This window comes from Adhaeribacter aquaticus DSM 16391 (assembly GCF_000473365.1).
In the GTDB taxonomy this organism is placed as follows: domain Bacteria; phylum Bacteroidota; class Bacteroidia; order Cytophagales; family Hymenobacteraceae; genus Adhaeribacter; species Adhaeribacter aquaticus.
Map to the genome: position 1 here is coordinate 877900 of NZ_KI421517.1, position 26738 is coordinate 904637.

Below are 26738 nucleotides of genomic sequence, written 5' to 3' on the forward strand. Positions count from 1 at the left end.
TCACGTAAAACTTTCGATTTATTACCTAATACTTCACAGAAAGAGAAACGTTAAAAATCGAAACCAATAGAGGCTTTCACCACCCGATTATAAGTATTAAAATGGCCACCCTTATCAATTCTATTTAATCCATGATCGTAGCCAACACTAAAGTTCAATCCATTATTCAACCGGTAACCCAATCCACCAACCAAGCCAAAATCAGTTTTCCGGAAAGGACTGTCGTAATTAAAATCTTTATTAATCAGGTTAAATCCTACTACGCTGGCCCGGGTATTAATTTTGTTGGATACTAAGAAAGACATTTGTGGACCAGCAAAGAAATGAAGGCCCTCTGCCACAAAAAGCTTACCCAGCAACGGCACATCAATGTATTCGGCTTTATCTGTAATAGTTGCTTTCAAATTCAGAAAATCGAACCGTTCAGAAGAAAACCTTCCCTGAAATCGCATCCCTTTTTGGGAATAATAAACGCCTGGTTCAATATAAAAATTAGTTCCGATAGGTAAATCTATATACATCCCACCATGGAAACCAGAACGAACCTCTGTAGTAACATTGCCATCAGCTAATTGAATTACATTATCCAAGCTTTTCATAGCGTCGCCTTCCCATGTAGCTGCGTTATAACCGCCCTTGATACCAAACCGCACATTTTGAGCTGAAGCTTGAAAAGCAAATAAACTTAACAACACCAGACTAAGGGTAAATATTATCTTTTTCATAATCGTATAGCTTTAATATTCATAGAAAACTTTAATACTATACCTTTTTAGAAAAACCGTGCCAATTCTGATAAAGGATGAACAAAAAAAAAGACCCACTTTGCATGGGCCTATCAGAAGCTGGTTTATAAATTTGTTTTTAAATTATCTGCTTAAAAACTGCTGCCCTTATTGGGCCTCCCCCGGTCTTTATAGCGCCCATAAGCATTTCCAGGCGGCATATTTTTATTCCCTCCTGAACTATTCCGGTATTGATTCCGGTCGTAAACCGCTCCCGGACTTGGTAACAACACCACAGAACCATCCTGACGGGTTTCCGGATATAGAATCTGGCCTAATCCATCAATTGCTTGTCCGTTGCGCAAATTTCTGCGGATGCCATCGTGCTGCACGATTACCCCGTTTGGCAAAACGGTAGCGCCGTTATTCAACAATATTTTATTTTTAACAGGCCGCACATTTCCATTATCTACCTGCACCATTTGTCCGTTATGCAGCAAATACCCATTATTCACGACCATGTAGCTTTGTGCCTTTGCCCTAATAGCCGAAGTTCCCAACAACAGCATCATTAAACTAGTTATAATGAGCTTTTTCATATCCTTTCAAAATCCATTTTACGGGATATCCCAATTTTTATGCCATAACAGAAATTTAGTTTAAGAAAATTACGGATAAAGTTCTTCTAAAAATTTCTACAACTTTTTTATCATTCTACAGGTAAATGCGTAAAAATCACTAGAAACTCCAATCAATTAACTTATTCATAATCATGGAATCCAACATGAATAATATGTACAACATTAGCACTACCTGCGGTAGAAAATTTGATTTAAGAAACACAGAGAAAGTAATTGAGAAATCTAACAGCTTATTTAGTTATAACATTCACAAGCTAAATACGGGTGAATTTATAATTGAGGAAAAGTTCTATGCTAACCCGTATAACAACAGGTACATTTTGTTAACGGATGAGCAAATTGAACAATTAAAGTTAAGCTAACCCAATTTTTGAAAATTCTTTCTGTGTCCGCTTCCTCGATTAGTATTCTGGTTATATTAATGCAACAGTATCAGAATAAACTTGTTTAAGCAAATACGCCATACCATTAAATTACTAATCTTACACCTCCAAGCTCTTGTAAACCATATACAAACCGATCGCCGGGTGAACCTATAAACATAAAGTTTTTAGGGATATTCCATTTTTTAGATAATTCCTGAATCAGATCAGGCCCAAAGTGTCCTTTCATTACAATAAAATCCACATCTAAATCGGGATAAGCCCGGTCTAGTACATCTACTTCGTGCATAAGCTTTTTTGGGGGAGTATCATTCTCTCCCAAAATATTCACGATTTTAATCCGGCGGGTGTCCTCATTTTCTTCTATGTAGCGCATTACCTTGTTAATATTGGCAATGTTATCTCCTTTAGTGAAAAAAATAAATTGCTGCGAATTTATTTCCATAATCAACCGCTTTAAGCTATAAGAGGAAAAGGGCAGGTCCGTTTTAAAGCCATGTTCTATCTGCTGAACTATATAAGCTAAATACCGCAGCAGGGTGGTGCGGTATAGCATAATAAATACAATAGAGACCGCCGGAACAAAATATTTCAAGAAAACAAGCAGGTAAGCCGGGTTTAATATAGCGTTACCTATTAATGCACCTGCCACCGCCAGCAAAGCAATTAAAATAGCAATACCCGAAGCTTTCACAGGTCTTGGCAAACGATCCCGACGTACTTTAAGTAAAATATTACCAACACCAAATAAGCCCATAACTGATAAAAAAGATATGGTATAAACTCCGGCTAATGCCCCTAAATCCCCTTTGGTTATTAATAAAATAGAAACACAAAGCAGAAAAAAGCCTATCATAATTAAAAAGGCCGTACCACGACGGTTAGTTTTTAAAAGAATTTGGGGCAAACACCGATCCAGGGTCATCCGGTGGACCAAACCCGTTACACCTACATAGGAAGTTAAAACCGCTCCGCTTAGCACCATGGCAGCATCCACAGATATCAATATTCCCAACCAGTTCCCACCGGCTATTTCACCTACGTAAGCCAGTAAGGCTGTTTGATGGGGCTCCACCTGGCTCATGGGAATAATGCCTAAAACCAGGAGGGCCGTTAAAGGATTAAATATGGTAACGGCCAGCCACATATTTCTTAACGTTTTTGGGAAAACTCCAGGGGCCTGCTCTTCCACAAAATTAGCTGAACTCTCAAAGCCCGAAATACCCAACATGGCTGCTGCGAATCCGAAGAATAACGCTTGCCAAATACTACCCGATACAGGTTGCCTGTAATTAAGCAGAAACGTATCAAGGCCGTGGCTAAAAACATACATTCCTCCTACAATAATCAGTAAAGTAAGTGTTGCAATATGGGTAAGAAAAATAATAACGGCTACCATGGAAGACTCCCCGATGCCCAGTATAGTTAGCCCCATAAAAAGGGCCAATAAACCAACGGTGGCAACAATAACCGGCAAATTTGCCCAAAGATGGTGTACATAATGCATGGCTTCGCTGGCCGAGATAACCGCCGTAGCCATATAAGATAACAACGTTAAACAAGCAGCTAAAGAAGCAGTTCGTTTGTTGGTCGTATTTAATAAAGCATTATAAGCCCCTCCATTTAAAGGTAGCGCGCCCACCACTTCGGCGTATATTCTACGAAATAGAAACAAAACCGCCCCAACTAACAAAAGCGCCACCCAGGCATACTGACCAGCATAAATAATGGCCAATGCCGATACATATAAGCAGGATGAAGTTATGTCGTTCCCGCAGATTGCTGTTGCCGGCAACTCAGTTAATTTAGGAGCATGTGTAGGGGAAATGGAATTAGTTAAATTTTTTTCCATATCGGATAAAGCAAGACCGGCTTATAATTCTTATAAAAATATTAAAATTGCAAATAGTAGCTCTGCTTACGCAGGAATATTGGGCTTGTTTTAAAATTAGCTCCCGGTAATTCGTACCATTCCTTCCTGCATCTTAACCACTCCCTGCCTTTGTAATTCTTCTATTATTATTGTGACCACTTCGCGCAGGTCCTCATTTACCCGAGTCAATCCTAACAATTTTACCACTGCCGGTGCAATATCTGCCGGCTCAATTCCAAATCCATCCCTAATTATTTTCTGAATTGCTAAACTAAGTTCTTCCGGGGCAATACTCTCGATAGTTCGTAAACTAGCTGGTGCTTCCTTTCGGCTGCGCAGAGGTGCCTCCTGCTTGTTACTTAACCACAAAAATTCTTTTTCCTTTTTAATTTCTCCTGCTTGCAGAGATAAAGCAATAGCCGATTCAATGGCGGTACGAACCCGCGGCCCTATGCGATTTACGTGGGTAGCTTCTGCAATCCTACTTATTACTTCCTGCACGTGTACCGGGCTTTCTGCTTCTACTACCTCTTCAACCCAATTCTGGATTATGTTAACAGGTATATCGGTCAACTGCTTATCCCCAATTTTTATTTGCAAGGCGGCTGTTTTGTAAAGTGGGATATCATTTTGAATAAGTGGAGCCGATATCGTTTGCCGGCTTATTACTGGTACTTCCGGCGGAGAGACCTGTTTATCTTTAGTTCTGACTTCCAACTCCCCTTGTAACGCTTTTTCCAGGTACTCCAACAACCGGTTTTGTTCGGCCTCCGGATTCCGAAACCAATCGGTACTCCAGATACGATATATATTCCATTTTAATCCCTCCAGCACCAATTGTTGTAACCGATCACGGTCGCGGGCAGATCGGGCCCGATGATAATTTGCGCCATCGCACGTTATACCTGCTAAATACTTACCAGGCTGCTGCGGATGCGCAATAGCCAAATCTATACAAAAAGCAGCTGAACCTACCTGAGCATCTACTGTATAACCGGCATTTGTTAAAAACTGGCGTATTTCTTCTTCAAGCGGCAAGGTAACAGCTGCTACGGCACCTCTACGATGCGTTCCGCCTCCATTTTTAGCATAACTCAGGAACGTTTTAAAAGCCTGCACACCTCTTGACTGCGTACGGGTTAAATCAATATCTTCCGGCAATAAATTGGTAAAAACTTCACAGCGCAGCCGGGCCCGAGTTATTAACACATTCAGGCGTCGCTCGCCACCAACTCCATTCAAAGGTCCGAAGCTCATAGACAAATGCCCTTCTTCGGTACGGCCATACCCAATACTTATAAATATGACATCCCGCTCATCACCCTGCACATTCTCTAGGTTCTTGACAAAAAAGGGTTCGTTGGGATGCGCATTAAAAAAGGTTTCGGCATTAATATCCTGGCGCCGCAACAACTCCAACTGATAAATAATCGCCTGCATTTGCGCCATACTGAAAGCAGCTACTCCCAGCGTTAGTTCAGGTTTATTTTTGGCATGCGCCATAATGGCCCTTGCTACCACTTCCGCTTCCTGGGGGTTGGTTCGGCTTTTACCCCGGTCGTAAAATGTATCAGGCAAATAATTATAAACTAATCCGGTTTCCTTTCTTTCTGTATCGGGGCTAGGAAAAACAACTAATTTATTATCATAAAACTCCTGATTGGATACGGTAATAAGCGATTCGTGCCGGCTACGGTAATGCCACCTCAGCATCCGTTGCGGTGCTCCCTGGGCAGCAAATAAGCCCAAAACACTTTCTACTTCAGCCGCAATATTCTCTTCTTCTACTACTTCATCTTTTACCAAGGCATCAAAAAAGCTGGTGGGTGGCATTTGTTTACTATCTCCTACCACTACTACTTGTCGGGCTCGTAAAATAGCGCCAAATGCATCTACCGGTTTTACCTGGCTGGCTTCATCAAAGATTACCAGATCAAAATCTACCGCTTCAGGAGGAAGAAAATTAGCAATAGACAGCGGCCCCATCATAAATACCGGCTTTATTGCCTGAATAGCCTTACCTGCTTTGGCCATTAGCTGCCGGACAGGTAAATGGCGCACTTTCTTTTCGAACTCCCGGCGCAGTACCCCTAGCTGGCCGCTTGCTCGGTGCTGCGGCAGCTGGTGCCAATGCAAAGCAGCTAACCGGGCTTGGTTATAAGTAAAAGATAAATAATCCAGGTGCTTAAACTTCTGGATAACTTCTTCGTGCCCGGCCCGCTCAAACTGCAATAAGGCCGGACGCTCTTCATAGGCTCTTTCCAGTAAAGCCTCCAACCACGTTTGCTGAAAAGCCGCAACTAAGTTCTGGCTTGCTTCCGGCCAATCCAGAGATAGGTTAATAATTTCCTGTAAACCTTCGTGCTGCAGACGCTCAGCTGAACTGTTCCAGGCTACTACCTGATGCAGTTCCTCCGGTTTTGCCTGCCACTGGTTTAAGAGAAAAAGTAAATCAGTAAAGGCCAGATTAGCTAACCTGTTTTCAGAGCTAAACCGGACCTTATCTGCCCAAAACAAGACCTGAGTAACCTCGGCAACAGCTTTCTCAAAATTCCAGAAAGCGGTTTCTGCCGTAGCTAATGGCAGTTGTAGACTCCGTAAATCCGGCTCCAGCGCTAAGTAATCTAAAGTCGCAACTGGTAATTGCTCAGCAATTATATCTTCCTGCAACTTTTTTAACCAATCAGAAATAATGTTTAGCTTTTCCCAATCAGACTCCTTGCCTTGCCATTGCAGCTTGAATAAACTTTGCCCTAAGCCAGCATACTGATTGATAACTTTTACCTGGCGCTGGGCTTCCAGAATGGCATCTACCAACCTGAGTTGTGCCGTATTTTCCTTTGGCAAACCCAAACGGGTAAAGCCAGCCAGTTTATTTTTGCTTTTCCTGTAAGGGCCAGCTAAAAAACGCCACCATTTATCGCCGTAGGTTATTAAATTTTGTCTTATTTCCTGGACATCCTGTTCCCAAGCTTCCGGAATCAGTTGATCCGCGTATTGCTGCTGTATTTGCTTTATGGTTTTCCCGGCCGTTATTAATTGCCCAAGCTCTTTTTGTTTTTCCTGCCATAGCCCTGATTTTATTTCTACACCTTTGTAGTTTGGGCTTTGTAATAGCCGGCGGACAATTAAAATGAGCTCCTCTGCCCCTGTTTTATTTACTGGAGCTGGAAAATGCATAATGCCCGCTAGGTTTATAGCCGCTTCTGCAAATGCTTCGGCTTTTTGCCTGGCATCCTTAATTACGCCGGTAATTTTATCTATATCGGGAGGCAATAAGGTACGCCGCTGGCTGCCCCAAAACAACAACTTATTGGGCTGACCAATTTGTTTGAGGCGGGCTTGCACCTCCTCTATCAGTGCTTCTCTGCGTTTAAAATCATCCCGGCTCCAGGCCAGCAGCGATGGCAGCGCCAAACGTGGCAATTGTATCTGCGCGTATTGTTCCCGTTGTTTTAGCAGCAGGCCATATACAGCATAAACCGTTAAATCACTTTGTGCCACCGGTGTATTTACCGCTTCGGCATAAGCATTCAGGCGGCTTCGCAGTTGCGTCAGGAGATTCATTTCGCTTTCCAGGTCCTTAACCTGAGGCTTTCCTAAATCAAGCGTGCGCTTTAGCTCTTGTAATAAATCTTTTTTATTTGTCTTATGGCTGTGTAATTCCAGGCAGGCATCTCCTAAACCTGTTTTATCCAGACGCCGCTTTACTACTTCCAAAGCGGCCATTTTTTCGGCTACAAACAACACTGTTTTGCCCCTACCTATAGCTTCGGCAATTAGGTTGGTAATCGTTTGAGATTTACCTGTTCCCGGTGGCCCCTGAATTACTAAATTACGACCTTGGTTTACATCCAGAATAGCTAAGGTTTGCGTACTGTCGGCATCTACCACCTGCCAATTTTCGGCCGGCACTACAAAATCATCCAAATGAGCCTCATCCGGAATAGCAGAATGTGGTTCCTGAAATCCTTCGTCCGTTAGTAAAGCCTTTAAAATTTTATGATCAACAGGTTTGGCAGTTACAGGCCAGGTAGCTTCGTGCAAATCATTATACATCATAAACCGGCCAAATGAGAAGAAACCTAATGCTACGGACCTGGAATTTATAATCCACCCCTTGCGGCCCACCACTTGTCGCCACACCTCATCAAAATACTGAACTACATCTATTTCTTCCGGCTCCGGCAATTCCGGTATGGCAATACCAAAATCAGCTTTCAGCCGAGCAATCAACGACAGGTTGGATTCTATTTCGCCGCCGGTATAACGCACCTGGAATTGCTCCCGAGCCGTTGTTCGTTGCAGCTCTACCGGTACCAGTATCAGCGGCGCCTGCCTCCCCTCTTCTCTATTATCACCTTCGTACCAGGTTAAGGTTCCTAACACGAGGTAGAGAATACTAACGCCTTGTTCTTCTACATATAACCTGGCCGAGTGATAAGTATCCAGCAACCGGGCCTGGAGCTTAACAATGGTTTCTTTGGTTTGTAATTTATTATCGGTCTGGGCAGGTGTCAGAACAAAATTATCCTCCTTTCCTTCTGCCTGCTCTATCAGGTCTAATGCCGTTTTAGAATCTATAGGCAGAAAAGACATGGGCTTGCCTTCCTTCACCAGGATCCGAAATATTTCTGCCGGAATTTCATTAACCACCTCTATCCCTCTTGACTTTAAAGGGCGGTAATTAAGCAAAGGGTTCCGCAAGCTTAGGTCTAATAATTCACGACGGGCAGCTTCCAGTTTAGCAGCAATCAGGTTATCCGAAACAGGCATAAATTATTTATAGAGATCGGGGTTATTCGGCTAAAAGTACGGATACCCTACCAAAACTGCTATGCCAGCAGGCAATTTATTCACGGTAATTAGAAGTAAAATTTATTTCATTTACGTTTAATTATTAACTTTTCCTGATAAACCCTTTTATTCGTACTTGTTACTAATAGTTATGCGCATAAAGAAAAAAGTTAAAATGTTATTGCCCGTAGAGGCATCCCGGTTTGTGGCCTTAGGGGCTTTTGTTAAATCAGCCGAAAAAGAGAACTGGTCGGAAGAAGAAATTCAGTTTGTAATGGACGAAGTAGTAGAAGCTTCTACTGATACGGAGGCCATGCAGATTTTACAGGAGTATGTACAGGCATAATATCGGCTTTCCCTAAGCTTCAAGTTTTCTACAGAATTATTCCATAGTTTAGTTCTTTTCACTAGCATGAAGATATTATTAGTTGAAGACAATCCGGACCTTTCGGAAACGGTGGTAAATTACATGCGGCAGGAAGGCTACCTATGCGAGATAGCGCTTACCTATGCTGCCGCCGATGAGAAAACAGCCATTTATGAGTACGATATTATTGTACTGGATATTACGCTGCCGGATGGAAATGGACTGAATTTGTTAAAAAAGCTAAAGCAAAATCATTCAGATGCCGGGGTATTAATTGTATCGGCCAGAAATGCTTTAGATGACAAATTGGAAGGTTTAAACCTGGGCGCTGATGATTACCTGACCAAACCCTTTCATTTAGCTGAACTGAATGCCCGGGTACAGTCGCTGATGCGCCGGAAGCGATTTAACGGTACTAATGAAATATTAGTGGATGATATCCGGATTAATACCTCTACCATGGAGGTATTTGTAAAAGGAGAGGAAATAACCTTAACCAAAAAAGAATACGAACTACTGCTTTATTTTATTAGTAACCGGAATCGTATTTTAAATAAAGAATCTATTGCTGAGTACTTGTGGGGTGATAATATAGATATGGCTGATTCTTTTGACTTTATTTATACACATATTAAAAACCTGCGCAAAAAAATTCAAACCAAAGGCAGCACCAACAACATAAAATCTATCTACGGGATGGGCTATAAATTTGTAACCGAATAAATGAAGCTCATTACTAAAACTACTTTACTTTATTTGCTTATCATTGGCCTGGTAATATCTACCAGTGGTTTTATATTATACACAAACGCCAACAATTTTATTGATAAACAAGCCCGGGACTATTTCCGGTACCGCGAAAACCGGATTCTAACCATGCTGGCTGAGCCCATTCCGGACATGGAACGCATTGCTACTTTTAAAACCATAAAAGTAGAGTTACTACCTAAAGTTACCAAGCCCATTATTGCTGGCTTTAACCGGGATGTTAAATTATTAAATGATGTTTCGGGCGAACTGGAGCTTTACCGGGCCCGTACCTTCGACAAAGCCATTAAAGGTAAAATTTACCGCATAACTATTTACATGGCTATTCAGGACTATGTGCTGCTCACCAAATTTATCATTCACGCGGCTATTTACATTTTCCTGGCTTTAATGGTGGTATTACTGCTTTTAAATTACCTATCGTCGCGGTATTTGTGGCAACCCTTTAACCATACCCTCGACCAGATCCGCAACTACTCGGTTAACCGGAATCAGCCCCTGCTTTTACAGCCTACCAATACCCAGGAATTTGAAGAATTAAACCTGATTATTGCGCAGATGATAAACCGCATCGAGCACGACTACCGGAACATAAAAGAATTTACCGACAATATTTCGCATGAGGTACAAACACCTCTGGCCGTAATACGGGCTAAGTTAGAAATGCTGCTAAAAGCTGGCAATATGCCCGAAGACCTTTTCCAGGTACTTAATGCTATTTACCAGTCTACCTCCCGTTTATCCCGGTTAAGCAAAACGCTCGGGCTCTTTAGCAAGATTAATAACTCGGAATTTATAAACAAGGAGCAAATTCAGCTAAAAACATTTATTAACGGTATTCTTTTTAATTTTAAAGAATTAGCTGAACTTAAGAACGTAAAAATTACCGCCGATTTAGACGAGCATGCTACTCTTTATATTGATAGCTACCTTTTAGATGTATTGGTTAATAATTTGCTTAAAAACGCCCTAACCCATAACCATGAAGATGGGGAAATTGCCATTAAAGCAATACCGCATCAGATTACTATTAGTAATACAGGCGAACCGCTTTCTTTCCCGGCTGATAGAATATTTGACCGTTTCCGGAAAAACCCGGACAAACCACAATCGCTGGGTTTAGGTCTGGCTATTGTTCGTAAAATTTGCGACATGAATGGCATATCCATACAGTACAGCTACTCCAAAGATTGGCATTCATTTACCCTTACCTTCTAATAAGCAGGTACCGCATCTATACTCCAAATCCACCACAATAATTGTATTATGATTAAAAGTTTTACTCTTTGTGCGTTTCTCAGCCTCTTTATTCCTATTTCAGAATTATGGGCCCAAACGCCTGACGGCAAGGTAAGTGGAGTTTTAGTTGATCAAGCTACAAGGCAACCGGTAGGCTTTGCCAATGTAATATTATTGGCCACCGAGGATACAACCAAAATAGTAACCGGTGCTATGGCCAATGAAAAAGGCAGCTTTGTGGTAGAGGGTATTCCGTACGGCACCTACATTGCTAAAGCATCCCTGGTAGGCTACCGCACCAAACGCTTAACCACGGTAACCCTTTCTGCCACAAATCCGGCAGTAAACTTAAGCACGATTGCTTTCTCGCCGGCAAGTACTACTTTGCAAGCTGTAGAAGTAATCGGGCAACGCGAAATGGTAAGTTATGGCCTGGACCGTAAAGTAGTAAATGTGGCCGCAGACCTAACCAATATCGCCGGAACTGGTGTGGATGTTATGAAAAATGTTCCTTCCGTAACGGTAGATGTAGAAGGTAATATTAGCATGCGGGGCACCGGCAATTTACGGATATTAATTAACGGTAAGCCAACTGGTATGCTTACTTCTACACCTGGTCAGATTCTGGAGCAAATACCAGCCAGCTCTATTGAAAGTGTGGAAGTAATTACCAACCCTTCATCCAGGTACGATGCGGAAGGCGAAGGTGGAATTATCAATATTATTCTTAAAAAAGAAAGTCAACGGGGCTTTCATGGGCAGGCAGCCGCCAATATTGCTTCTCCTTACCGACTAAATACCTCACTTAATTTAAATTACCGGTACAAGCGCGTTAACTTTTACGGCTCTTATGATCTGCGTCAGGAAAGAAGAACCGGGTACAGCCGGCAAACCCGTTTTACCCAAATTGGCAGTGATATTTCTAACCTGAACCAGTCGTCGAACGAAAGTCGGAACGGCAGTGTATACACCGTAAAAGTAGGCGCTGACCTGGAACTTACTTCTACGCAAACCCTATCAGCTTCTTTTATTTACCGCAACCATTACTCCCTGGAAGGCGAAAATTTAGTTAACCGGATTACTGGTGCTAATAATAATTTACGGCAATATTATTTCAGGAGCAACGATGAACGGGAGAAAGAATATAATTATGATTATGTATTGGGCTACCGGAAAGCCTTTGCCCAAAAAGGTCGGGAACTAACCGCTGATTTTGTTTTCTCACCTTCCAATGGTTTAGAAACTCAGAACTTTATTCAGCAAAACCTGGAAACTACACCATCGCCCCGCCTTCAGCAACCAAGAAGTTTTAATAACGAGAATAACTATCAGGTAACAGGCCAACTCGATTACACCGAACCGCTGGGCGAAAAAGGGAAATTGGATGCCGGTTATAAAAGTATTATTACCCACCGCGACGGCGATTACTTTATCCAGAAGCTTAATACTGACGGCCAGAACTGGGTAGATGTACCCAACAGCACTAACCATTTTGTGCTGGATCAACAGGTGCATTCGCTGTACTCCACCTATGGGAATAGCATAAATAAAACCAGCTACCAGATAGGTGGCCGGGTAGAATATACCAATGTAAAAGGTGAACTTATAAGCAATAACCAGATAGCTCCAGACAGCTCTTACCTAAACTTTTTCCCCAGTATATTTATCACGCAGGAACTGAGCAAAAACGACCAGCTTCAGGTAAGCTACACCCGTCGCATTAACCGGCCCGGGTTCGGTAATCTGAATCCTTTTTTAGATTCTATCTCCGACCCTTTAACTTTTCAGCGGGGCAATCCAGGTTTAAGACCCGAGCTAGCTAATTCATTTGAATTTAGTCAGATACATTACGGTGATAAAGGTTCTATTACCGGTACTGCTTTTTACCGCGAAACCAATAACGCCATTCAGGGTTACCGCATAATTTTAGATGCAAACGACCCACGCATTAACGCTAATCAGGTGCTGCGCCCAGCCAACACACCCGATATAACCTTGATAACTCCTATTAATTTAGGCAGCCGTCGCGCTTTTGGAATAGAACTTACCGCTAACCGTACCTTAACCAGTTTCTGGAAAATAAACGGCAATATTTCTGGTTTCCGGAACCAGATTAGAGGTGGCAATGCTGGTACAAACCTAAACAATCAGAACTTTAGCTGGACGTCCCGCTTAAACTCTACCTTTAGCTTCAATAAAGGATTAGACGTACAGGTTTCCGGCTTCTACCGGTCGCCGGTTATATTAGCCCAAGGTACTTTAAGAGCTGTTTATGCTACCGAAATGGCTTTGAAGAAAGATATTTTAAAGGAGAAGGGAACCATCAATTTACGAGTAACAGATATTTTTAATACCGTTCGGTTTACTACCCGGCAAAGCGGCGAAAATTTCAATTCTACGAACATGACCAAACTGCAAACCCGATTTGTATTTGTAGGCTTTACCTATCGCTTTGGTAACTTAACCGGCAAGCGGAAACAATCCGATGACGACGCGGACGATGATGTGTATGAGAATTAATAAACTTAGCAGCTTTAATTCATACAAAAGTTTAGAAAGAAAAAATTAATACCAATCAGTTAATGGCACTTTTTCTTTGAAATAAAATTAGTAACCAGGTAAACAGAATCAGCAAGGGTAATAAATTTAACCAGAAAGTATTTAATAGATCCAAATAAGACCTTTGGCATAAAACCAATTACCTAGCTTGATAAAGTGAAGGGAACCATCTTTGTCAATAATATTTTTTATTCACATGGGGTAATTTTCACCAGAACCACGATCGTGGTATAAGTGGCTAAAGCCAGCCATACTGTTTAACTATTTTACTTATTTACTGATTCTTCTATTTAACTTTTAAAAGTTGCTGCAGATGGCATCAAATCTATTATTAGCGGCACTTTAATCCTTAAATATTAGACAATAAGCATGTAACTACATGACAAACAGTGGAAAACCCTGTGCATAAAGAATCTAAATTTAACTTGCATCCTCTTCACGGGGGCTCTACCTTTAACTACCTGAATAAGTCCGCTAACTTAATCTTTGGGAAGATGAAGAAAAATAGAATGAACTGGTTTTTACATGGCTTCCTTTTAATCTTTTTCTTTACCGCTACTTCCTGGGCACAGGTTCCGGCCTCCGGGCCAGGATATCACTTGGTAGTAAAGGGAGACACTTATTATCAGTTAGCAAAACGATACCAGATCCCCCTGGATAGTCTCTTTGCATGGAATGGCAAAGCCTTACAGATCGGTAGTGTTATTCGGGTAGTAACCAATACAAGCCCATCTGCTGCTACTGACCCAGAACCTGCTACTACGGAGGAAGCATTCCTGGCAGATCAAGTTCCAACCTCAGTACCCGAACCACAACCTGCCACACCTGTTACTACTCAAACAACAGCCAAATACGCGAAAGCCAATAAACAGGCCCAACGGATTTTAATAATCCCATTCGATCCGCACCTCTATTTCTCAGATGCCGATAATGACATTGCTCTCCAATCGAAAATTCCGCGCCAGCATATTCGTTATATTTTCCGGAGCCAGCTAAATGCTTATTTAAAACCGGAAGGCTATGAAAATATTAATCTAATTGGCGGCGCATTTCACGATAGTACGGCAGAAGCTGCTAAGATTTATAAATCTTTAAGTTATAACTACCAGCGTGTTACGAAGTCTAAATTTTATACAGACCCTTTGCCTCAAAAAACAGCTACGAACAATTGGCTACAAAAACAGAAAGAAAAGCTTAAAGCTGCTTCTGGAACACCCAAAAGCCCCGCAGTATCTCAGGATGACAGCAAGTACTATGGTGTACAGGTAAAGGACTCTTCTTTATACACGTATTTTAATACCCAGTATGCTGTAGATTATTACCTGTTTATTAATCAATTTGAAATTCACACCGACTATACCAGTTGCCTGGATCGGGTAACTAAAAATTTCGTCCGGGATTTTGTTGTTCATTATACCATATTGACTAATGAAGGGGAAATAATTGCAGGTAATAAACTGCGGATACCTTATGTTTCTAACATAAACGACATTAACCGGATTGTGTGGGATAACCTTACTAAGATGGCGCAACGCATTATGCAGGACCTGCCCCGGCCCCAATCTGTTAGTACAACTGCATTAAGTAACTAAGCTTTAGGAGTATTGTTTAAAATTTAATTACCTCCTTATCTCATCAGGAGGCTCCTGGAATAAATGGACTTACTACAGATATAGGTTGTTTAAAATAAATTTGTTTGACTACCCGGCAGCCCATCTTTATTACTTCCGTGTAGTTTATAAAATACAAAAACATTATCCGTTATAACTTTTACCTGCTTATTGTTTTGGTCTACTAAATTAATCCGGCCAAGCTCTTTTAACATTTTAAAAGCTGTCGAGTAATTTTTTTTGCTATAAGGTGTTCCGGCCCCATGCTCCTCGTAAACCTCCTGAATGGTTTTATAATGGAACCGGCTTTTGCTTTGGGCTAACTCTTCTACCAGGTTTTCCAGGCAGTATTTATTAATTTGTTTAAAGAAGCCGGGTATAGTTGGTGCTACGTCCTGTAAGTTTGCCCCCATCAGCGGCACTTCATCTTCCTGCAAATCGCTATACTGTTGTAGCCTTTCCTTAAAAGCCAGGTAAACAGGTTTTGCCTGAGAAGCAAACAGCAGGTAGTAGTCGGCCTGATTTTTATCAGGATGATTAATTTTAAAAGAAAGGGTATGGTAGTTTAAATCTGAAAAAATAGCTTCTAATTTAGTTATTAGCAGTTGCTCTCTTCGTTTAATACTCTTTTCAGATTTGAATGCTGTTTTAGAGGCAGAAATTCGGGACGTTAAAAAGTATTGATCCTCTTTTTCACCCTCATTAGCCAATAAGGTAGCTTTTAATTTAGTAGGGCTAAAAATAAAAAAGAAATCAGCGGCCCATTTATCAGGTTCTAAACCTGCCAATAATTTCTGACTATAACCACTACTGAAAGGGTCCATACACACCAATGCCGGATGTTGCTTATTGAGCAGTTCTAATAAATCCGCTTGACTAGCCTCTTCATCTAAATAAGCAAGTGCGTCAGCTAACGGGTTATCTTCTGCCGCCTCTTCAAGATTTGCTTTAATCTTTACAAGATTGTTTTTATTAGGATCGTGCAGAAATACCTGAACCTGATCAGCAGCAATCTGGCCGGCTTTCAAAGTATCAAATAATTGAAGAACCGCAGCAGGATTTCCTTCCTTATCGTACCCAGCTCCAGTATTAAGATCCAGAAAAAGCTTCTTTTTTGCAGCAACTCCAGGGTTATGATGATGCTGCTCCAGCCATACTTTAAAAAAAGGCAATAGTATTTCTGTTTTTATCTCAGAAGCATTACGCCTAATCTTAAAAAAATCACCTAGCTGTAGTAAAGACATTTATTTAACAAGATTTTACTTTAGATATTTTACTTCAACAAATTAAACATAACCAGTTGTTCAATGGCAGAAGTAATTTCAGCATAAAAAAGGCAGCTCATAAAGGCTGCCTTTTAATATATTATGCTCCAGAACTTATTATTAATCTACTAATTTTTTATACCGGATACGTTTTGGTTCCACATCACCCAGGCGTTTGCGTTTAGCTTCTTCGTAGTCCGAGAAGTTTCCTTCAAACCAAACCACCTGCGACTCGCCTTCAAACGCCAAAATGTGAGTAGCAATCCGGTCCAGGAACCAACGGTCGTGGGAAATAACGACAGCACAACCAGCAAAGTTTTCAAGGGCATCTTCCAGTGCCCGGATAGCATTTACATCCAAGTCATTGGTTGGCTCATCGAGCAGTAACAAGTTGGCTCCTTGTTTTAAGGTCATAGCCAGGTGCACCCGGTTACGCTCCCCACCCGATAATACGCCTACTTTTTTCTCCTGGTCCGAACCTGTAAAGTTAAACCTACCAACATAGGCCCTGGAGTTTATTTGGCGACCAGCTAAGAGCATGGTTTCAGTTCCGCCCGAAATAGTTTCGAAAACTGATTTGTTAGGATCCAGGGATTCATGTTGCTGATCTACGTAAGCTACTTCTACCGTTGGCCCAACTGTTACCGTACCGGCATCGGGTTTATCGCGGCCGGTAACTAACCGAAATAAGGTGGATTTACCCGCTCCGTTTGGCCCAATAATACCTACAATACCAGCTGGCGGTAACGAGAAGGATAAATTCTCAAATAATAATTTATCGCCGAAAGCTTTGCTCAACCCTTCAGCCTCAATTACTAAATTTCCTAAACGCGGACCATCCGGAATAAATAACTCCAGTTTTTGTTCTTTCTCTTTTGCTTCTTCGCTGGCTAATTTCTCGTAGTTACCTAAACGGGCTTTAGACTTTGCCTGACGAGCCTTAGGCGACATACGGGCCCACTCCAACTCGCGCTGTAATGTTTTCTGACGTTTGCTTTCCTGCTTTTCTTCTTTTGCTAACCGGTTAGCTTTTTGCTCTAACCAGCTGGTATAATTTCCTTTCCACGGAATACCTTCGCCGCGGTCTAATTCTAGAATCCAGCCGGCCACTTTATCCAGGAAGTACCGGTCGTGGGTAACGGCAATTACCGTTCCTTTGTATTGCTGTAAGTGCTGCTCCAACCATAACACCGATTCAGCATCCAGGTGGTTGGTAGGCTCATCCAGTAATAATACATCCGGCTCTTGTAATAGTAGGCGGCACAACGCCACCCGCCGCTTTTCACCTCCCGATAAATTACCAATAACAGCCTCGCCTGGTGGTGTGCGGAGCGCATCCATGGCCCGTTCTAATTTGCTGTCTAGTTCCCAGGCGCCAAAATGGTCCAGTTTTTCCTGCACCTCGCCCTGACGGGTTAACAATTTATCATAGTCGGCATCCGGATCGGCAAAGGCTTCGTTTATTTCGTCAAACTCCTTTAATAAGGCCACTACTTCGGCCACCCCTTCTTCCACTATTTCCTTAACCGTTTTAGTGGGGTCTAATTGTGGTTCCTGCTCCAGGTAACCTACCGTATATCCCTGCGAAAAGGCAACTTCGCCCTGGTAAGCTTTATCTACGCCGGCAATAATTTTAAGTAAACTAGATTTACCCGAACCGTTTAAACCCAGTACTCCAATTTTTGCTCCGTAAAAGAAAGAAAGGTAAATATTCTTAAGAACTTGTTTCTGAGGCGGATAAATTTTATTTACCCCCGCCATCGAAAATATTATGGTTTCACTCATATAATAGCTATCGTTCTAAGTATAAACTAAATATCAAAAATAAATGCGCAACAAATTTAAGCTACTTATAGGCAGGAAAGAAAGGATATAATAACTTTGACAACAACTTTTTAACCAACAATAAGTATATTCTAACGCCTATATTACAGGTAGGCAACTTTGGCAAATATCGGAAATATTCTCACGTTTTCGGTTTTTGAAACTAGAGAAAGTAGTAAACTTGTGAAATTTTTAGTTTAATCCAATTAAATGGAAAATAAAGACTATCTAGAAGAGGCCCGGAAGTACGGATATATACAGGAAAATCAGGTGTGGTTGAAACCATTCATGAACTTTCCGGCCAGACAAGTTGGCGAAGTGAAGGACGTGGAAGAAGAATCGCTGCAATACTTTGCTTATCGTTTCGAAACGTTTCGTGAAAAAGTAAATGCGCTTTTAAAGAAAATTGAAGAATCTGAAAATAAAGGTTCGTTCCTGATGAAGGTAATGCACCTGAAAGAACAGGTAGAAAAATACGATGCGCTAGGCGATTTTGAAGGTGTTTATAACCAGCTTACACAAGCCGAAAACGAAATAAAAGCTTCAATCAGCCGCAACCGCGATAAAAACCTGGCGGCCAAAATAGCTTTGATAACCGAAGCAGAAACCCTGCAGGACAGTGTAGACTGGAAAGGAACCACTGAGAAACTAAAGGAACTCCGCCTGAACTGGATAAAGACCGGCCCGGTAGATAAAGCCATTGCCGAAGAAATTGAAGTTCGTTTCCGAAATGCCGTAGAAAACTTTTTTACCCGTAAAAAAGAGTTTTTTGAGGATAAGCAGAGCATGCTTAACCGCATACTGGATAAATATAAAGATTTAATTGCTAAATCGGAGGCTGTTCAGAATTCTGATGATTGGGAAGGTACTACCCAAAAATTAAAAGAATTCCAGCAGCAATGGAAAGAAATTGGGGGTAACCTGCCACGTAAAACATCTAACGATCTTTGGAATAAATTCCGGAAAGCTCATAACCATTTCTTCGACCGGCTGAAAGAACATATTAACCAGACTAAAAATGAATCCAAAGATCGGTACTTTGAGGATAATTTAAGCCGCAAACGCAAACTGGCCGAGGAGGCTGAAGGTTTACTTACCGTAGACATACAACAAGCTGTACCCAAGGCTAAAGAGTTACAAGCCGCCTGGAAAAAGGTAGGTCCGGTAAAAGGCGAAGAATCTGATAAACTTTGGGAGCGCTTTATAGTGGCCTGTGATAAGGTATTTGAACTTAGTAGTCTGGAGCACTATTTGCGTAAGCGGAACTTAGCTGGTAAAGCCAACCCAGCCGAACAAAATCACGCCCGAATGAATGCTTTGCGCGATTTTATTAAATCCGATAAACAGGAACTGGAAGTATTGGAAACCAACTTAGGCAAGTTGGCCGATACGCCAGGCAATGAAGCTTTCCGAAGCATGTTGCAAGGCAAAATCAAGAACTTTAACAGAAAGATAAAAACGAAACAAGAACTTATTGAGATGTTAAAGACTCAGTAAAGTTTAGCTGAAAATACTTTTTACCTTATCCGTAAGAGCATTAAAAAAGCAGGTTAATTAACCTGCTTTTTTATTTAGATAGCTTATAATTCGTACTTAAATTACGGATTAACTACCAGCCGTTGGGTTTCATTAAACTGGTTTTGTGGAGAGCTTACCTGTACAAAGTATACCCCTGTAGAAAGCGCATTTAAAGAAAGTGGCGTAGTTGGCTCCGAAATTTTTAAGTTTCTCACTAATTTTCCCTGCAAATCAAATACACTAATAGTGTAGTCTCCGGTTGTTACTCCGGCAGTATGTAGCTGCACCGTTACATGCTGACCAGAAGCAGTAGGGTTTGGATACACTTTCAAAGAAGCCAGGTTATTACTAAGTGGCAGTTTTACCGCTACTACTTTAGAGTATTCCTGGTCGCCGTTAAAATCTTCCTGGCGCAACCGGTAATAAACTACTTCTTTATTTGCAGCCGGTAACGGATCTACAAACGAATACTCCTGTACGGTATTGGTATTGCCTTTACCAGCAACTTTGCCAACCGGGGCAAAACCTTTGTCGGGGCTTAAGCTACGCTCTATTTCAAAGAAATTATTATTTTCTTCGGAAGCAGTGGACCAGGACAGTTTTACCGAATTCCCATTTAATTTTCCGTTAAAAGATAGTAGTGTAACTGGTAAAACATCATTTGGAACTGTACCCTCAGGAGTAATTAGTTTATCATCCGCAAAGGCATAATACACCTCCGTATCCTCTAATACTGTTGCTCCTCGGTTTAACTCTACCGCTACATAATCAAAAGGCTGGGTAGTATAGAAATATACTTCCTGCTTATTGTTATTTAATAAATTTAGTGCAACTAAAGAACTACCTCTTGCAGACTCAATTAATCTGTCACCAGAGTAAGTAGAAATTACTATATTTTCTAAAGCTGCTACATCTATGAGGCCACTAACGGTTCTTAAGATGACTCCAGCCCGGTTACCAGCAGTACCTGTTTTATTAATCCGCAACTTTAACCCTTTCGAAGAAAGAAGAGATGCCCAATCCTTTAATTCTGCAAAATTTGTTAAATCATTATCAGCAGCTTTAAAGGCATTTAAAGTTGTGCATCCTGGACAAAGAATGCCATTTTCTTTGGTAGCATAATATTGTGGATCAAGAGAAGAAAACTGAGAAAGTGCTTTATCTCTTGGATCAAGATAGGTAGGTTCTAAACCAAAACCATAATATATTCTTAAATTTTGTAGAAGAGTTGCTAGGCTATTTAATCGTAGTCGCACTTCATTAAACGGCTTAGTAGAGGTAAAATAAAGTTGTTGTTTACCATCTGGCAATAGAGCTAAACTCAATAAATTGGCTTCATTAGTTGATTCCTGTTCTGCACCATTTAAAAATGTAGTAATAGTTAAGCGGCTAAGGGCATCAGCGTCTAAAATACCAGAACTACCAACTATAAATCCTGCCACATAATTAGCTGGCGCATTTTTTTCCAACGATACCTTCATATCAAGCGAGCAGGTTAGAGCAGCTAAATTATTAATGGTGGCAAAGTTTGTCAAATCTCTATCCGCCACATTTTCTGGAGTTACCCAGCCAGTGGATGAACAGGAGCTGGCGGCAACATATTTATTTGCTAATGACGAACCAGTACCATCAAACCGGGAAAGATAGCCAACAACAGGTGCTTGAGATCCAATAGGAATTCCATAACCATAATAAACACGAAGTTTTTGTTCTAATGAAGCTCCGGCCCTAAGCTCAATTTTCACTTGATTAAAATCTTTAGTAGAAATAAACTCCAATTGGAATGGTTTACTTTTATTACTTAAAAATGCTGCCTTTAATAAATTAGAACTTACTTTGTGCTCCTCCTGAAAACTATTATTTAGATATGTTGTAATATAAACATTACTCCAAATATCTGCTGCTGCAATCTGGTAATCATCAGGAGCAACTAAAAATCCTGCTCTTGTACCAGCTTGAGATGTACCATCTAATTTTATCCTTAATGAAATTTGTTCTCCTATTAAATTATTTCCTAAAACATCAAGTGCTAGAAGTCTATGAAGCGTTGCATATGTAGTAGGATTATCATCGGCTGCATACTCTGCATTAAGTATACGGGTTAAAATTTTGTTACTGGAAGGGTTTCGTTCTACAACTCCTGAAGTTCCACCAGTAGAATAATGATTGTGCCCATAAGCAGCGGAGTTTGGCCAAAAAGTTAGAGTTAGGAGAACACTCAATAGAAATAACCTTAAACTGGGAGTAAAAAGTAGCTTCATAAACGTTTGTTTTAAAATTTTTATTTTAATTCTTATATAGACTCAATGACGGCAAGTCTTATCTCAAATTTGTTATAAGACCTTTGTGGTGGTGGCAGAAAAAAGGCAATACAATTCCTTATGCTTCAAATGTTTACAAAACACAAGCAAGTAATACAACCTCGATAAAAGCTAAAATTTCTTGACTCCAGAAATCTTAACTCACATTTTATCCCTTATTCTAGTATATCTATTAACCTAAATTTTTATAACTATTTATATATTTAATTAAACTTTAAAACTTACTTTTTTAATTTAAATTGTAACTATACGACGATTATTTTGAACCATTTAAATAAATTAATAAATTAAATATATAAAAAGCAAATATTTATTGATTAAATGCAAAAACTTAACATTGAGATAAACTAGAGGGGGGTTTTAAGGCAAAATTCAAGGATAAAAACGGATGAGTCTTCAAGCTATAACTTTAATCAGAATTTTTTGAACAATAAATTCTGTCATTAAAGATGTATAGAATTAAATATGAAAAAATTGAATTTTTCTTACTCAAATAAGAGCAAGTCTTTTTTATAATAACCGAGATAAAAAAAGATCTTGTTGTAACATCTTATTTCACTTGGGGCGTATACTTGGGCTAAGTATAAAAACTGACATACTATGAAAAGAAATACATTTACCCTTTTTGCTTTTTTATTAGCCGCATTTGTTAACCAGCTACAGGCCCAGGATTTGGAAGTTACCCCTGACCCAGCTACTCGTAACCAGCACGGGAGCTTTCATTTTGGCTTAACCACCGCTCTGAATAATACCTGGATTATTATTGACCGCAACGATGAGGACTTTAACAAGCATAGCCAGCACAACACAACTTTTAAATGGGCACCTATTGGCGTAGCGCTAGGTTACAAAGTAAACAGCCGGCACGATATACAAGCAGAAGTTTACCTTTCTAACCAGGGAGAGAACTTTACCATTACCGATGGATCGGGTAAAGAAGTAGGCGAAAAAAGAATAGACTTAACCTATTTGCAGATACCCTTTCTCTGGAAGTTTACCGGGGGCGATGTTACCCGCTTTAATGTTCATTTTGGGCCACAACTAGGTTTACTGATAAAAGGAGAAGAAGTAAACCATTTTAACCAAACCGCCACTTCGGCAGCAAGGGGAGGAAGTTCTAAAACCATAAACCAGGGAACATACGTGCTGGCCAGAAAAGAAAAAGGGGCGCCCTGGGGCAAACCCGCCGGCGGATTAAATGCCCCTGACCTGTATGCAGTATTAGGTTTTGGCGTGGAGCATGATATTAGCAGCAACTTTTACCTTTCGGCCAACCTCCGCGTAAATTATGCTTTTAAAGAAATTCGGGATAAGGAATTTACCCAGGATCAGTATGATTTTGACACCTATATTCTGCGGCATAACACCTACGGTGGCTTACAGGTAGGAATTCATTATATATTTAAAAAGCCGCAATAAGCGTGGAAAGTTAAATTTTTCAGAAAACATTTAAGATTTTTATTCGTTGTCAAGTTAAAATTATCAATAATTCTATTATATTAGTTCTTATTAATATTTGGATTCTAATAAATTATTTTATTTTTGCGAACCGTTTATAAGTCATTTTAAGGAGAAAAAGATATGTATTGGACACTGGAATTAGCCTCATACCTAGAAGATGCCCCTTGGCCGGCAACTAAAGACGAGTTGATTGATTACTCAATTCGTTCAGGCGCTCCGATGGAGGTTGTAGAAAACTTACAAGCTCTGGAAGATGACGGACAGCCTTATGAAAACATTGAGGAAGTTTGGCCAGACTATCCAACTAAAGAAGACTTCATGTTTAATGAAGACGAATACTAGAATAAATACGAATTAGGCATTACAGAAAAGAAAAACTTTATTTGTAACTGCCCAATTCAAATTCGTAATTATTCATGTTAGAAGTAAAAAACCTGGTTGCGGGATATGAACAACGCGTTCTGATCCGCAACCTTTTTTTTTCAATCCCGGCTCCGGCGCTGGTAGCCATTGTGGGGCATAACGGCTCAGGCAAAACCACCTTTTTTAAAGCATTTACCAGCACCATTTCTTACCAGGGCCAAATCCTGATTCAGCAACAAAATATAAAGTTTGTAAAGAACCCGGCTGCCTCCGGTATACTTTCATATTTGCCGCAAAAAAACACCGTAAACTTTCCTATTCAGGTACAAGACCTGGTCGTAATGGGTTTGTTCCGGAACAAACGCTTTTTTGAACAATACTCCCGGGAAGATTACGTGCTGGCAGAACGGATATTAGCTCGTTTGCAAATTGCTCATTTAGCTAAAAGGGAGTTTACAGAGTTATCGGGAGGCGAACAGCAACTGATTTGGCTGGCGCAACTCATGCTGCACAATGCAACAGTGTGTTTACTGGATGAACCTACGCAACACCTGGATATTTATCATAAGAAGCGGGTTTTTAATTTACTTCAATCCTGGGTGCAGGAAGATCAGAAACTGGTGCTTTGCATTACCCACGACTTAAGCAATTTATACGGCCACACTGGTTACATTCTTAATATATCTAAACCTGAGCCAATTCTGGAGGTACTTTCCAGCGAAACAATCAAAGAAAACATTCTTTTTCTGGAAGAAAAACACCCATTTCCGGTCAATACTCCTGAATGTTAAATGAAATAAAACATTACTGGCAGGACGAGCAGTTAATCAAATAGTTTATTTACAGAAGTTCTCCTTCTTATGCATGGCTAGCTATACCAGAAAACCATCCCCATACAGGAACTTTACTGCTGCTAAAATGCCTTTCTTAGTTATATTGTTTAATTAAAAATCGGAGGTTGTTCGGCTTATTTATATGCCGGCCATGGCTGGTTATTTAAGTAGCAGCAACTTTATTATCTTTGTAAAATAAAAGGTTTTACCTTAACAGCACTATGAAATTACCACAGCTTCCTACTACTTATAAACTTCTACTACCTGTTTTTTTATTTACAGTATTATTTGCCTGCAACCGGAATAAAACATTTAATGATATAGAGGCCGGTATGTCGGCGAGTACGGTAAAAGACATTATGGGCGAACCTGACCTTACCACTGGTTGGGTATTACCTTACAAACAAAAGAATGGCAGCAAAATCAGAGAATCGTTTACAGCGTACCACTATTCTCAGGACACCGTAATTTTTATTTTTAACAAAGAAGGAGAAGTATATCTAAAAGAATCCCAGTTTCGGAAAAACCGGGCTAATTATAAAGAATACATTCACTAAAAAAGTTACTTGACAACTTGCTGTTCAATCTTTTGCAGAAGTGATTTGGTTTCTTCCGCAAGGCTATGCAATTGATCATTACCTAAAGTACCCGCCATATCTTCCAGCTTGTAAACCGAAGCTTTTAGATGCTGCGCGGTTTCTTGTAAAAGCAGGTTTACTTTTTTAGTATTCTGGCGGGCTGATAACCTTATTTCAATCTCGTCCATGGCTACCGCTGCAAACTCCCGCAATATTTCTCTTTGATTTTCAGTAAGGTATCGCTGCTTTTTATCAATTAAACAAAAAGTACCCAGGTTATAACCATCCCGCGTTTGCAAAGGCGCACCGGCATAAAACCGCAGACCAAAGCCTTCGGCAGCTAATGGATTAGCCAACGTTCGCAGATCTTCTTTAGCATCCTCAACAATATATACCTCGTTTGATAAAATAGCTGAGTCACATAAACCCGGATCACGGTCAACCTGCTCTACCTCCAACCCATGATGCGATTTAAACCAGATCCGGTCGGTATCCACCATACTAATTATAGCAATGGGTACATTAAATAATTTAGCGGCCAATGCGGTTAACCGATCCAAAGAACCATCAGGTGGCGTATCCAAAATATCATACCGTCTTAATACCTTTATGCGTTCTTCTTCTCTGGTCTCTGTTATCATGGTATTCAATAAAGTAGTATTGTTTAGCGTAAACCTACTAAAAATAGCTAATATTTACTAGTTATCATTTGGCGCATAGCCGGCACATTGTTCACCTCAATGGCATCTGGTTCCAATTTCAGGGCCTTTAAAATGGAGCTTTTAGCTTTCGGACCAAAAAGAATCACCTGCAAATTCTGCTCCCGGGCTTTTTTTACTTTAGCTTCGTCCATACCTTTAGCATTTGCTACTAAGCCCTGTAATTTATTAATCCGAGCTATGGCTAAACCTTTTTCAAAGTCCTGATCAATATCTAATAATAAGGTTATCCGGGGCTCTTCTTTTTTAAAAGCCAATAATAAATCTGGTTTTACATACACAATAGATACTTTTTCAACCGGGTATTTGTATCGGCGCAATAACCCCATAACCTGCCCTGCAAAATAAGCATGCCGGTTAGGCCCATGATGGCGTAAATCAATATGCAAATACGGATATGCCGGGTACTGCTGAAACTCCTGCAGCATGGTTTCTAAACTTATAATTTTTTCATTCTGAAAGAGATCATAAGGGTTCCCACCGGTATAGGCTAATCCTACTACCTTTGAGGCTGGCAAGTCTTCAATTAAGCCTTTACCTGCAGACATGGAGTTTAAGGTTTCATCGTGGTACAGCACCGGAACCCCGTCTTTCGATAAATGCACATCTATTTCTACGCCATCGGCACCGTCTTTAATGGCTTTAACAATAGAAGCAAAACTACTTGGGGGTAATGGGTTAAAGGGATTTAAAGGAGAGAAAAATCCACTGCCGGCATGGCCAATTAACAAAACATTTCTTTGTATTGGCGTGAGGGAAGCTATTTGTTCTTTAATTTTGAAAGCGTAACCAAAATAAATAGCAGCCCCTAGTAAAAGTATAAGTAAAAAAGTAAATCTTATTTTCTGTTTTAATGAAGATTTTCTGGTTTGCCGGTAATTCATAAACAAAGAT

General features: G+C 40.5%; 20 protein-coding genes. 11 read left to right on the top strand and 9 right to left on the bottom strand.

Features of this window, described 5'->3' with window-relative positions; all coding sequences use genetic code 11:
* Positions 1-50 precede the first annotated feature (50 nt).
* Together ADHAQ_RS0105810 and ADHAQ_RS0105815 are read right to left on the bottom strand one after the other, a co-directional pair.
* The gene (locus ADHAQ_RS0105810; protein ID WP_051359738.1) at positions 51-725 is read right to left on the bottom strand and encodes a porin family protein; all 675 of its coding nucleotides are present in this window, start codon (positions 723-725) and stop codon (positions 51-53) included.
* Between the two features lie 152 nt (positions 726-877).
* Entirely contained in the window at positions 878-1324 is a 447-nt protein-coding gene (locus tag ADHAQ_RS0105815) for a DUF6799 domain-containing protein (protein ID WP_157433351.1), read from the bottom strand.
* Positions 1325-1497: 173 nt separating this feature from the next.
* Here ADHAQ_RS0105815 and ADHAQ_RS0105820 point away from each other — a divergent pair, with 173 nt between their 5' ends.
* Positions 1498-1728, top strand: coding sequence for a hypothetical protein (locus tag ADHAQ_RS0105820; RefSeq protein WP_026462141.1), 231 nt, complete (start codon positions 1498-1500; stop codon positions 1726-1728).
* A 106-nt stretch (positions 1729-1834) separates the two neighbouring features.
* Here the strand turns inward: ADHAQ_RS0105820 and ADHAQ_RS0105825 are convergent, their stop codons facing one another.
* The gene (locus ADHAQ_RS0105825; RefSeq protein WP_051359739.1) at positions 1835-3601 is read right to left on the bottom strand and encodes an APC family permease; all 1767 of its coding nucleotides are present in this window, start codon (positions 3599-3601) and stop codon (positions 1835-1837) included.
* Between the two features lie 96 nt (positions 3602-3697).
* Entirely contained in the window at positions 3698-8398 is a 4701-nt protein-coding gene (locus ADHAQ_RS0105835; protein WP_026462143.1) for a DUF3320 domain-containing protein, read from the bottom strand.
* 172 nt (positions 8399-8570) lie between these two features.
* Between ADHAQ_RS0105835 and ADHAQ_RS0105840 the strand changes: the two genes are divergently transcribed.
* The 5 genes from ADHAQ_RS0105840 (at position 8571) to ADHAQ_RS24665 (ending at position 14944) form a co-directional block, all read left to right on the top strand.
* On the top strand, positions 8571-8765 hold the full coding sequence (locus ADHAQ_RS0105840; protein ID WP_026462144.1) for an ADP-ribosylation factor GTPase-activating family protein: 195 nt from the start codon (positions 8571-8573) through the stop codon (positions 8763-8765).
* Between the two features lie 66 nt (positions 8766-8831).
* Positions 8832-9509 carry a response regulator transcription factor gene (locus ADHAQ_RS0105845; RefSeq protein WP_026462145.1) on the top strand — a complete coding sequence of 226 codons (678 nt, stop codon included), beginning with the start codon at positions 8832-8834 and terminating at the stop codon, positions 9507-9509.
* Positions 9510-10772, top strand: a complete 1263-nt coding sequence (locus ADHAQ_RS0105850; RefSeq protein WP_026462146.1) for a sensor histidine kinase — start codon at positions 9510-9512, stop codon at positions 10770-10772.
* 48 nt (positions 10773-10820) lie between these two features.
* On the top strand, positions 10821-13313 hold the full coding sequence (locus ADHAQ_RS0105855) for a TonB-dependent receptor (protein ID WP_026462147.1): 2493 nt from the start codon (positions 10821-10823) through the stop codon (positions 13311-13313).
* 533 nt (positions 13314-13846) lie between these two features.
* Entirely contained in the window at positions 13847-14944 is a 1098-nt protein-coding gene (locus tag ADHAQ_RS24665) for a LysM peptidoglycan-binding domain-containing protein (protein ID WP_157433352.1), read from the top strand.
* An 89-nt stretch (positions 14945-15033) separates the two neighbouring features.
* On the opposite strand, the gene ADHAQ_RS0105865 is transcribed toward ADHAQ_RS24665, so the two are convergent.
* Together ADHAQ_RS0105865 and ettA are read right to left on the bottom strand one after the other, a co-directional pair.
* The gene (locus ADHAQ_RS0105865; RefSeq protein WP_026462148.1) at positions 15034-16206 is read right to left on the bottom strand and encodes a class I SAM-dependent methyltransferase; all 1173 of its coding nucleotides are present in this window, start codon (positions 16204-16206) and stop codon (positions 15034-15036) included.
* 141 nt (positions 16207-16347) lie between these two features.
* Complete coding sequence (gene ettA, locus ADHAQ_RS0105870) at positions 16348-18012, bottom strand: energy-dependent translational throttle protein EttA (protein ID WP_026462149.1); 1665 nt, start codon at positions 18010-18012, stop codon at positions 16348-16350.
* Positions 18013-18261: 249 nt separating this feature from the next.
* Here ettA and ADHAQ_RS0105875 point away from each other — a divergent pair, with 249 nt between their 5' ends.
* Entirely contained in the window at positions 18262-19548 is a 1287-nt protein-coding gene (locus ADHAQ_RS0105875; protein ID WP_026462150.1) for a DUF349 domain-containing protein, read from the top strand.
* Positions 19549-19649: 101 nt separating this feature from the next.
* On the opposite strand, the gene ADHAQ_RS27100 is transcribed toward ADHAQ_RS0105875, so the two are convergent.
* Entirely contained in the window at positions 19650-21830 is a 2181-nt protein-coding gene (locus ADHAQ_RS27100; protein ID WP_084523761.1) for a T9SS type A sorting domain-containing protein, read from the bottom strand.
* A gap of 660 nt (positions 21831-22490) precedes the next feature.
* Between ADHAQ_RS27100 and ADHAQ_RS0105885 the strand changes: the two genes are divergently transcribed.
* The 4 genes from ADHAQ_RS0105885 to ADHAQ_RS0105900 all read left to right on the top strand — a co-directional run bounded on the left by ADHAQ_RS0105885 (position 22491) and on the right by ADHAQ_RS0105900 (position 25104).
* The gene (locus tag ADHAQ_RS0105885; RefSeq protein ID WP_026462151.1) at positions 22491-23309 is read left to right on the top strand and encodes an outer membrane beta-barrel protein; all 819 of its coding nucleotides are present in this window, start codon (positions 22491-22493) and stop codon (positions 23307-23309) included.
* Between the two features lie 162 nt (positions 23310-23471).
* Positions 23472-23693, top strand: coding sequence for a DUF2795 domain-containing protein (locus ADHAQ_RS0105890; RefSeq protein ID WP_019948259.1), 222 nt, complete (start codon positions 23472-23474; stop codon positions 23691-23693).
* A 74-nt stretch (positions 23694-23767) separates the two neighbouring features.
* The gene (locus ADHAQ_RS0105895) at positions 23768-24505 is read left to right on the top strand and encodes an ABC transporter ATP-binding protein (protein ID WP_026462152.1); all 738 of its coding nucleotides are present in this window, start codon (positions 23768-23770) and stop codon (positions 24503-24505) included.
* Positions 24506-24768: 263 nt separating this feature from the next.
* A complete protein-coding gene (locus ADHAQ_RS0105900) occupies positions 24769-25104 on the top strand; it encodes a hypothetical protein (RefSeq protein ID WP_026462153.1) in 336 nt (111 codons plus the stop codon).
* Positions 25105-25109: 5 nt separating this feature from the next.
* On the opposite strand, the gene ADHAQ_RS24675 is transcribed toward ADHAQ_RS0105900, so the two are convergent.
* Both ADHAQ_RS24675 and ADHAQ_RS0105910 read right to left on the bottom strand, forming a co-directional pair.
* Positions 25110-25766: a GAF domain-containing protein gene (locus tag ADHAQ_RS24675; protein WP_071781096.1), complete on the bottom strand. Its 657-nt coding sequence runs from the start codon at positions 25764-25766 to the stop codon at positions 25110-25112.
* 47 nt (positions 25767-25813) lie between these two features.
* Positions 25814-26728, bottom strand: coding sequence for a glycerophosphodiester phosphodiesterase (locus ADHAQ_RS0105910; RefSeq protein ID WP_026462154.1), 915 nt, complete (start codon positions 26726-26728; stop codon positions 25814-25816).
* Positions 26729-26738 lie beyond the last annotated feature (10 nt).

Excerpts from the sequence above, each read along its gene's own strand:
- ADHAQ_RS0105845 (WP_026462145.1), top strand. The coding sequence starts at position 8,832 with ATGAAGATATTATTAGTTGAAGACAATCCGGACCTTTCGGAAACGGTG.
- ADHAQ_RS0105875 (WP_026462150.1), top strand. The coding sequence starts at position 18,262 with ATGGAAAATAAAGACTATCTAGAAGAGGCCCGGAAGTACGGATATATA.
- ADHAQ_RS0105850 (WP_026462146.1), top strand. The coding sequence starts at position 9,510 with ATGAAGCTCATTACTAAAACTACTTTACTTTATTTGCTTATCATTGGC.
- ADHAQ_RS27100 (WP_084523761.1), bottom strand. The coding sequence starts at position 21,830 with ATGAAGCTACTTTTTACTCCCAGTTTAAGGTTATTTCTATTGAGTGTT.
- ADHAQ_RS0105895 (WP_026462152.1), top strand. The coding sequence starts at position 23,768 with ATGTTAGAAGTAAAAAACCTGGTTGCGGGATATGAACAACGCGTTCTG.
- ADHAQ_RS0105840 (WP_026462144.1), top strand. The coding sequence starts at position 8,571 with ATGCGCATAAAGAAAAAAGTTAAAATGTTATTGCCCGTAGAGGCATCC.
- ettA (WP_026462149.1), bottom strand. The coding sequence starts at position 18,012 with ATGAGTGAAACCATAATATTTTCGATGGCGGGGGTAAATAAAATTTAT.
- ADHAQ_RS0105885 (WP_026462151.1), top strand. The coding sequence starts at position 22,491 with ATGAAAAGAAATACATTTACCCTTTTTGCTTTTTTATTAGCCGCATTT.
- ADHAQ_RS0105810 (WP_051359738.1), bottom strand. The coding sequence starts at position 725 with ATGAAAAAGATAATATTTACCCTTAGTCTGGTGTTGTTAAGTTTATTT.
- ADHAQ_RS24665 (WP_157433352.1), top strand. The coding sequence starts at position 13,847 with ATGAAGAAAAATAGAATGAACTGGTTTTTACATGGCTTCCTTTTAATC.
- ADHAQ_RS0105890 (WP_019948259.1), top strand. The coding sequence starts at position 23,472 with ATGTATTGGACACTGGAATTAGCCTCATACCTAGAAGATGCCCCTTGG.
- ADHAQ_RS0105815 (WP_157433351.1), bottom strand. The coding sequence starts at position 1,324 with ATGAAAAAGCTCATTATAACTAGTTTAATGATGCTGTTGTTGGGAACT.
- ADHAQ_RS0105865 (WP_026462148.1), bottom strand. The coding sequence starts at position 16,206 with ATGTCTTTACTACAGCTAGGTGATTTTTTTAAGATTAGGCGTAATGCT.
- ADHAQ_RS0105855 (WP_026462147.1), top strand. The coding sequence starts at position 10,821 with ATGATTAAAAGTTTTACTCTTTGTGCGTTTCTCAGCCTCTTTATTCCT.
- ADHAQ_RS24675 (WP_071781096.1), bottom strand. The coding sequence starts at position 25,766 with ATGATAACAGAGACCAGAGAAGAAGAACGCATAAAGGTATTAAGACGG.
- ADHAQ_RS0105820 (WP_026462141.1), top strand. The coding sequence starts at position 1,498 with ATGGAATCCAACATGAATAATATGTACAACATTAGCACTACCTGCGGT.
- ADHAQ_RS0105910 (WP_026462154.1), bottom strand. The coding sequence starts at position 26,728 with ATGAATTACCGGCAAACCAGAAAATCTTCATTAAAACAGAAAATAAGA.
- ADHAQ_RS0105900 (WP_026462153.1), top strand. The coding sequence starts at position 24,769 with ATGAAATTACCACAGCTTCCTACTACTTATAAACTTCTACTACCTGTT.
- ADHAQ_RS0105825 (WP_051359739.1), bottom strand. The coding sequence starts at position 3,601 with ATGGAAAAAAATTTAACTAATTCCATTTCCCCTACACATGCTCCTAAA.
- ADHAQ_RS0105835 (WP_026462143.1), bottom strand. The coding sequence starts at position 8,398 with ATGCCTGTTTCGGATAACCTGATTGCTGCTAAACTGGAAGCTGCCCGT.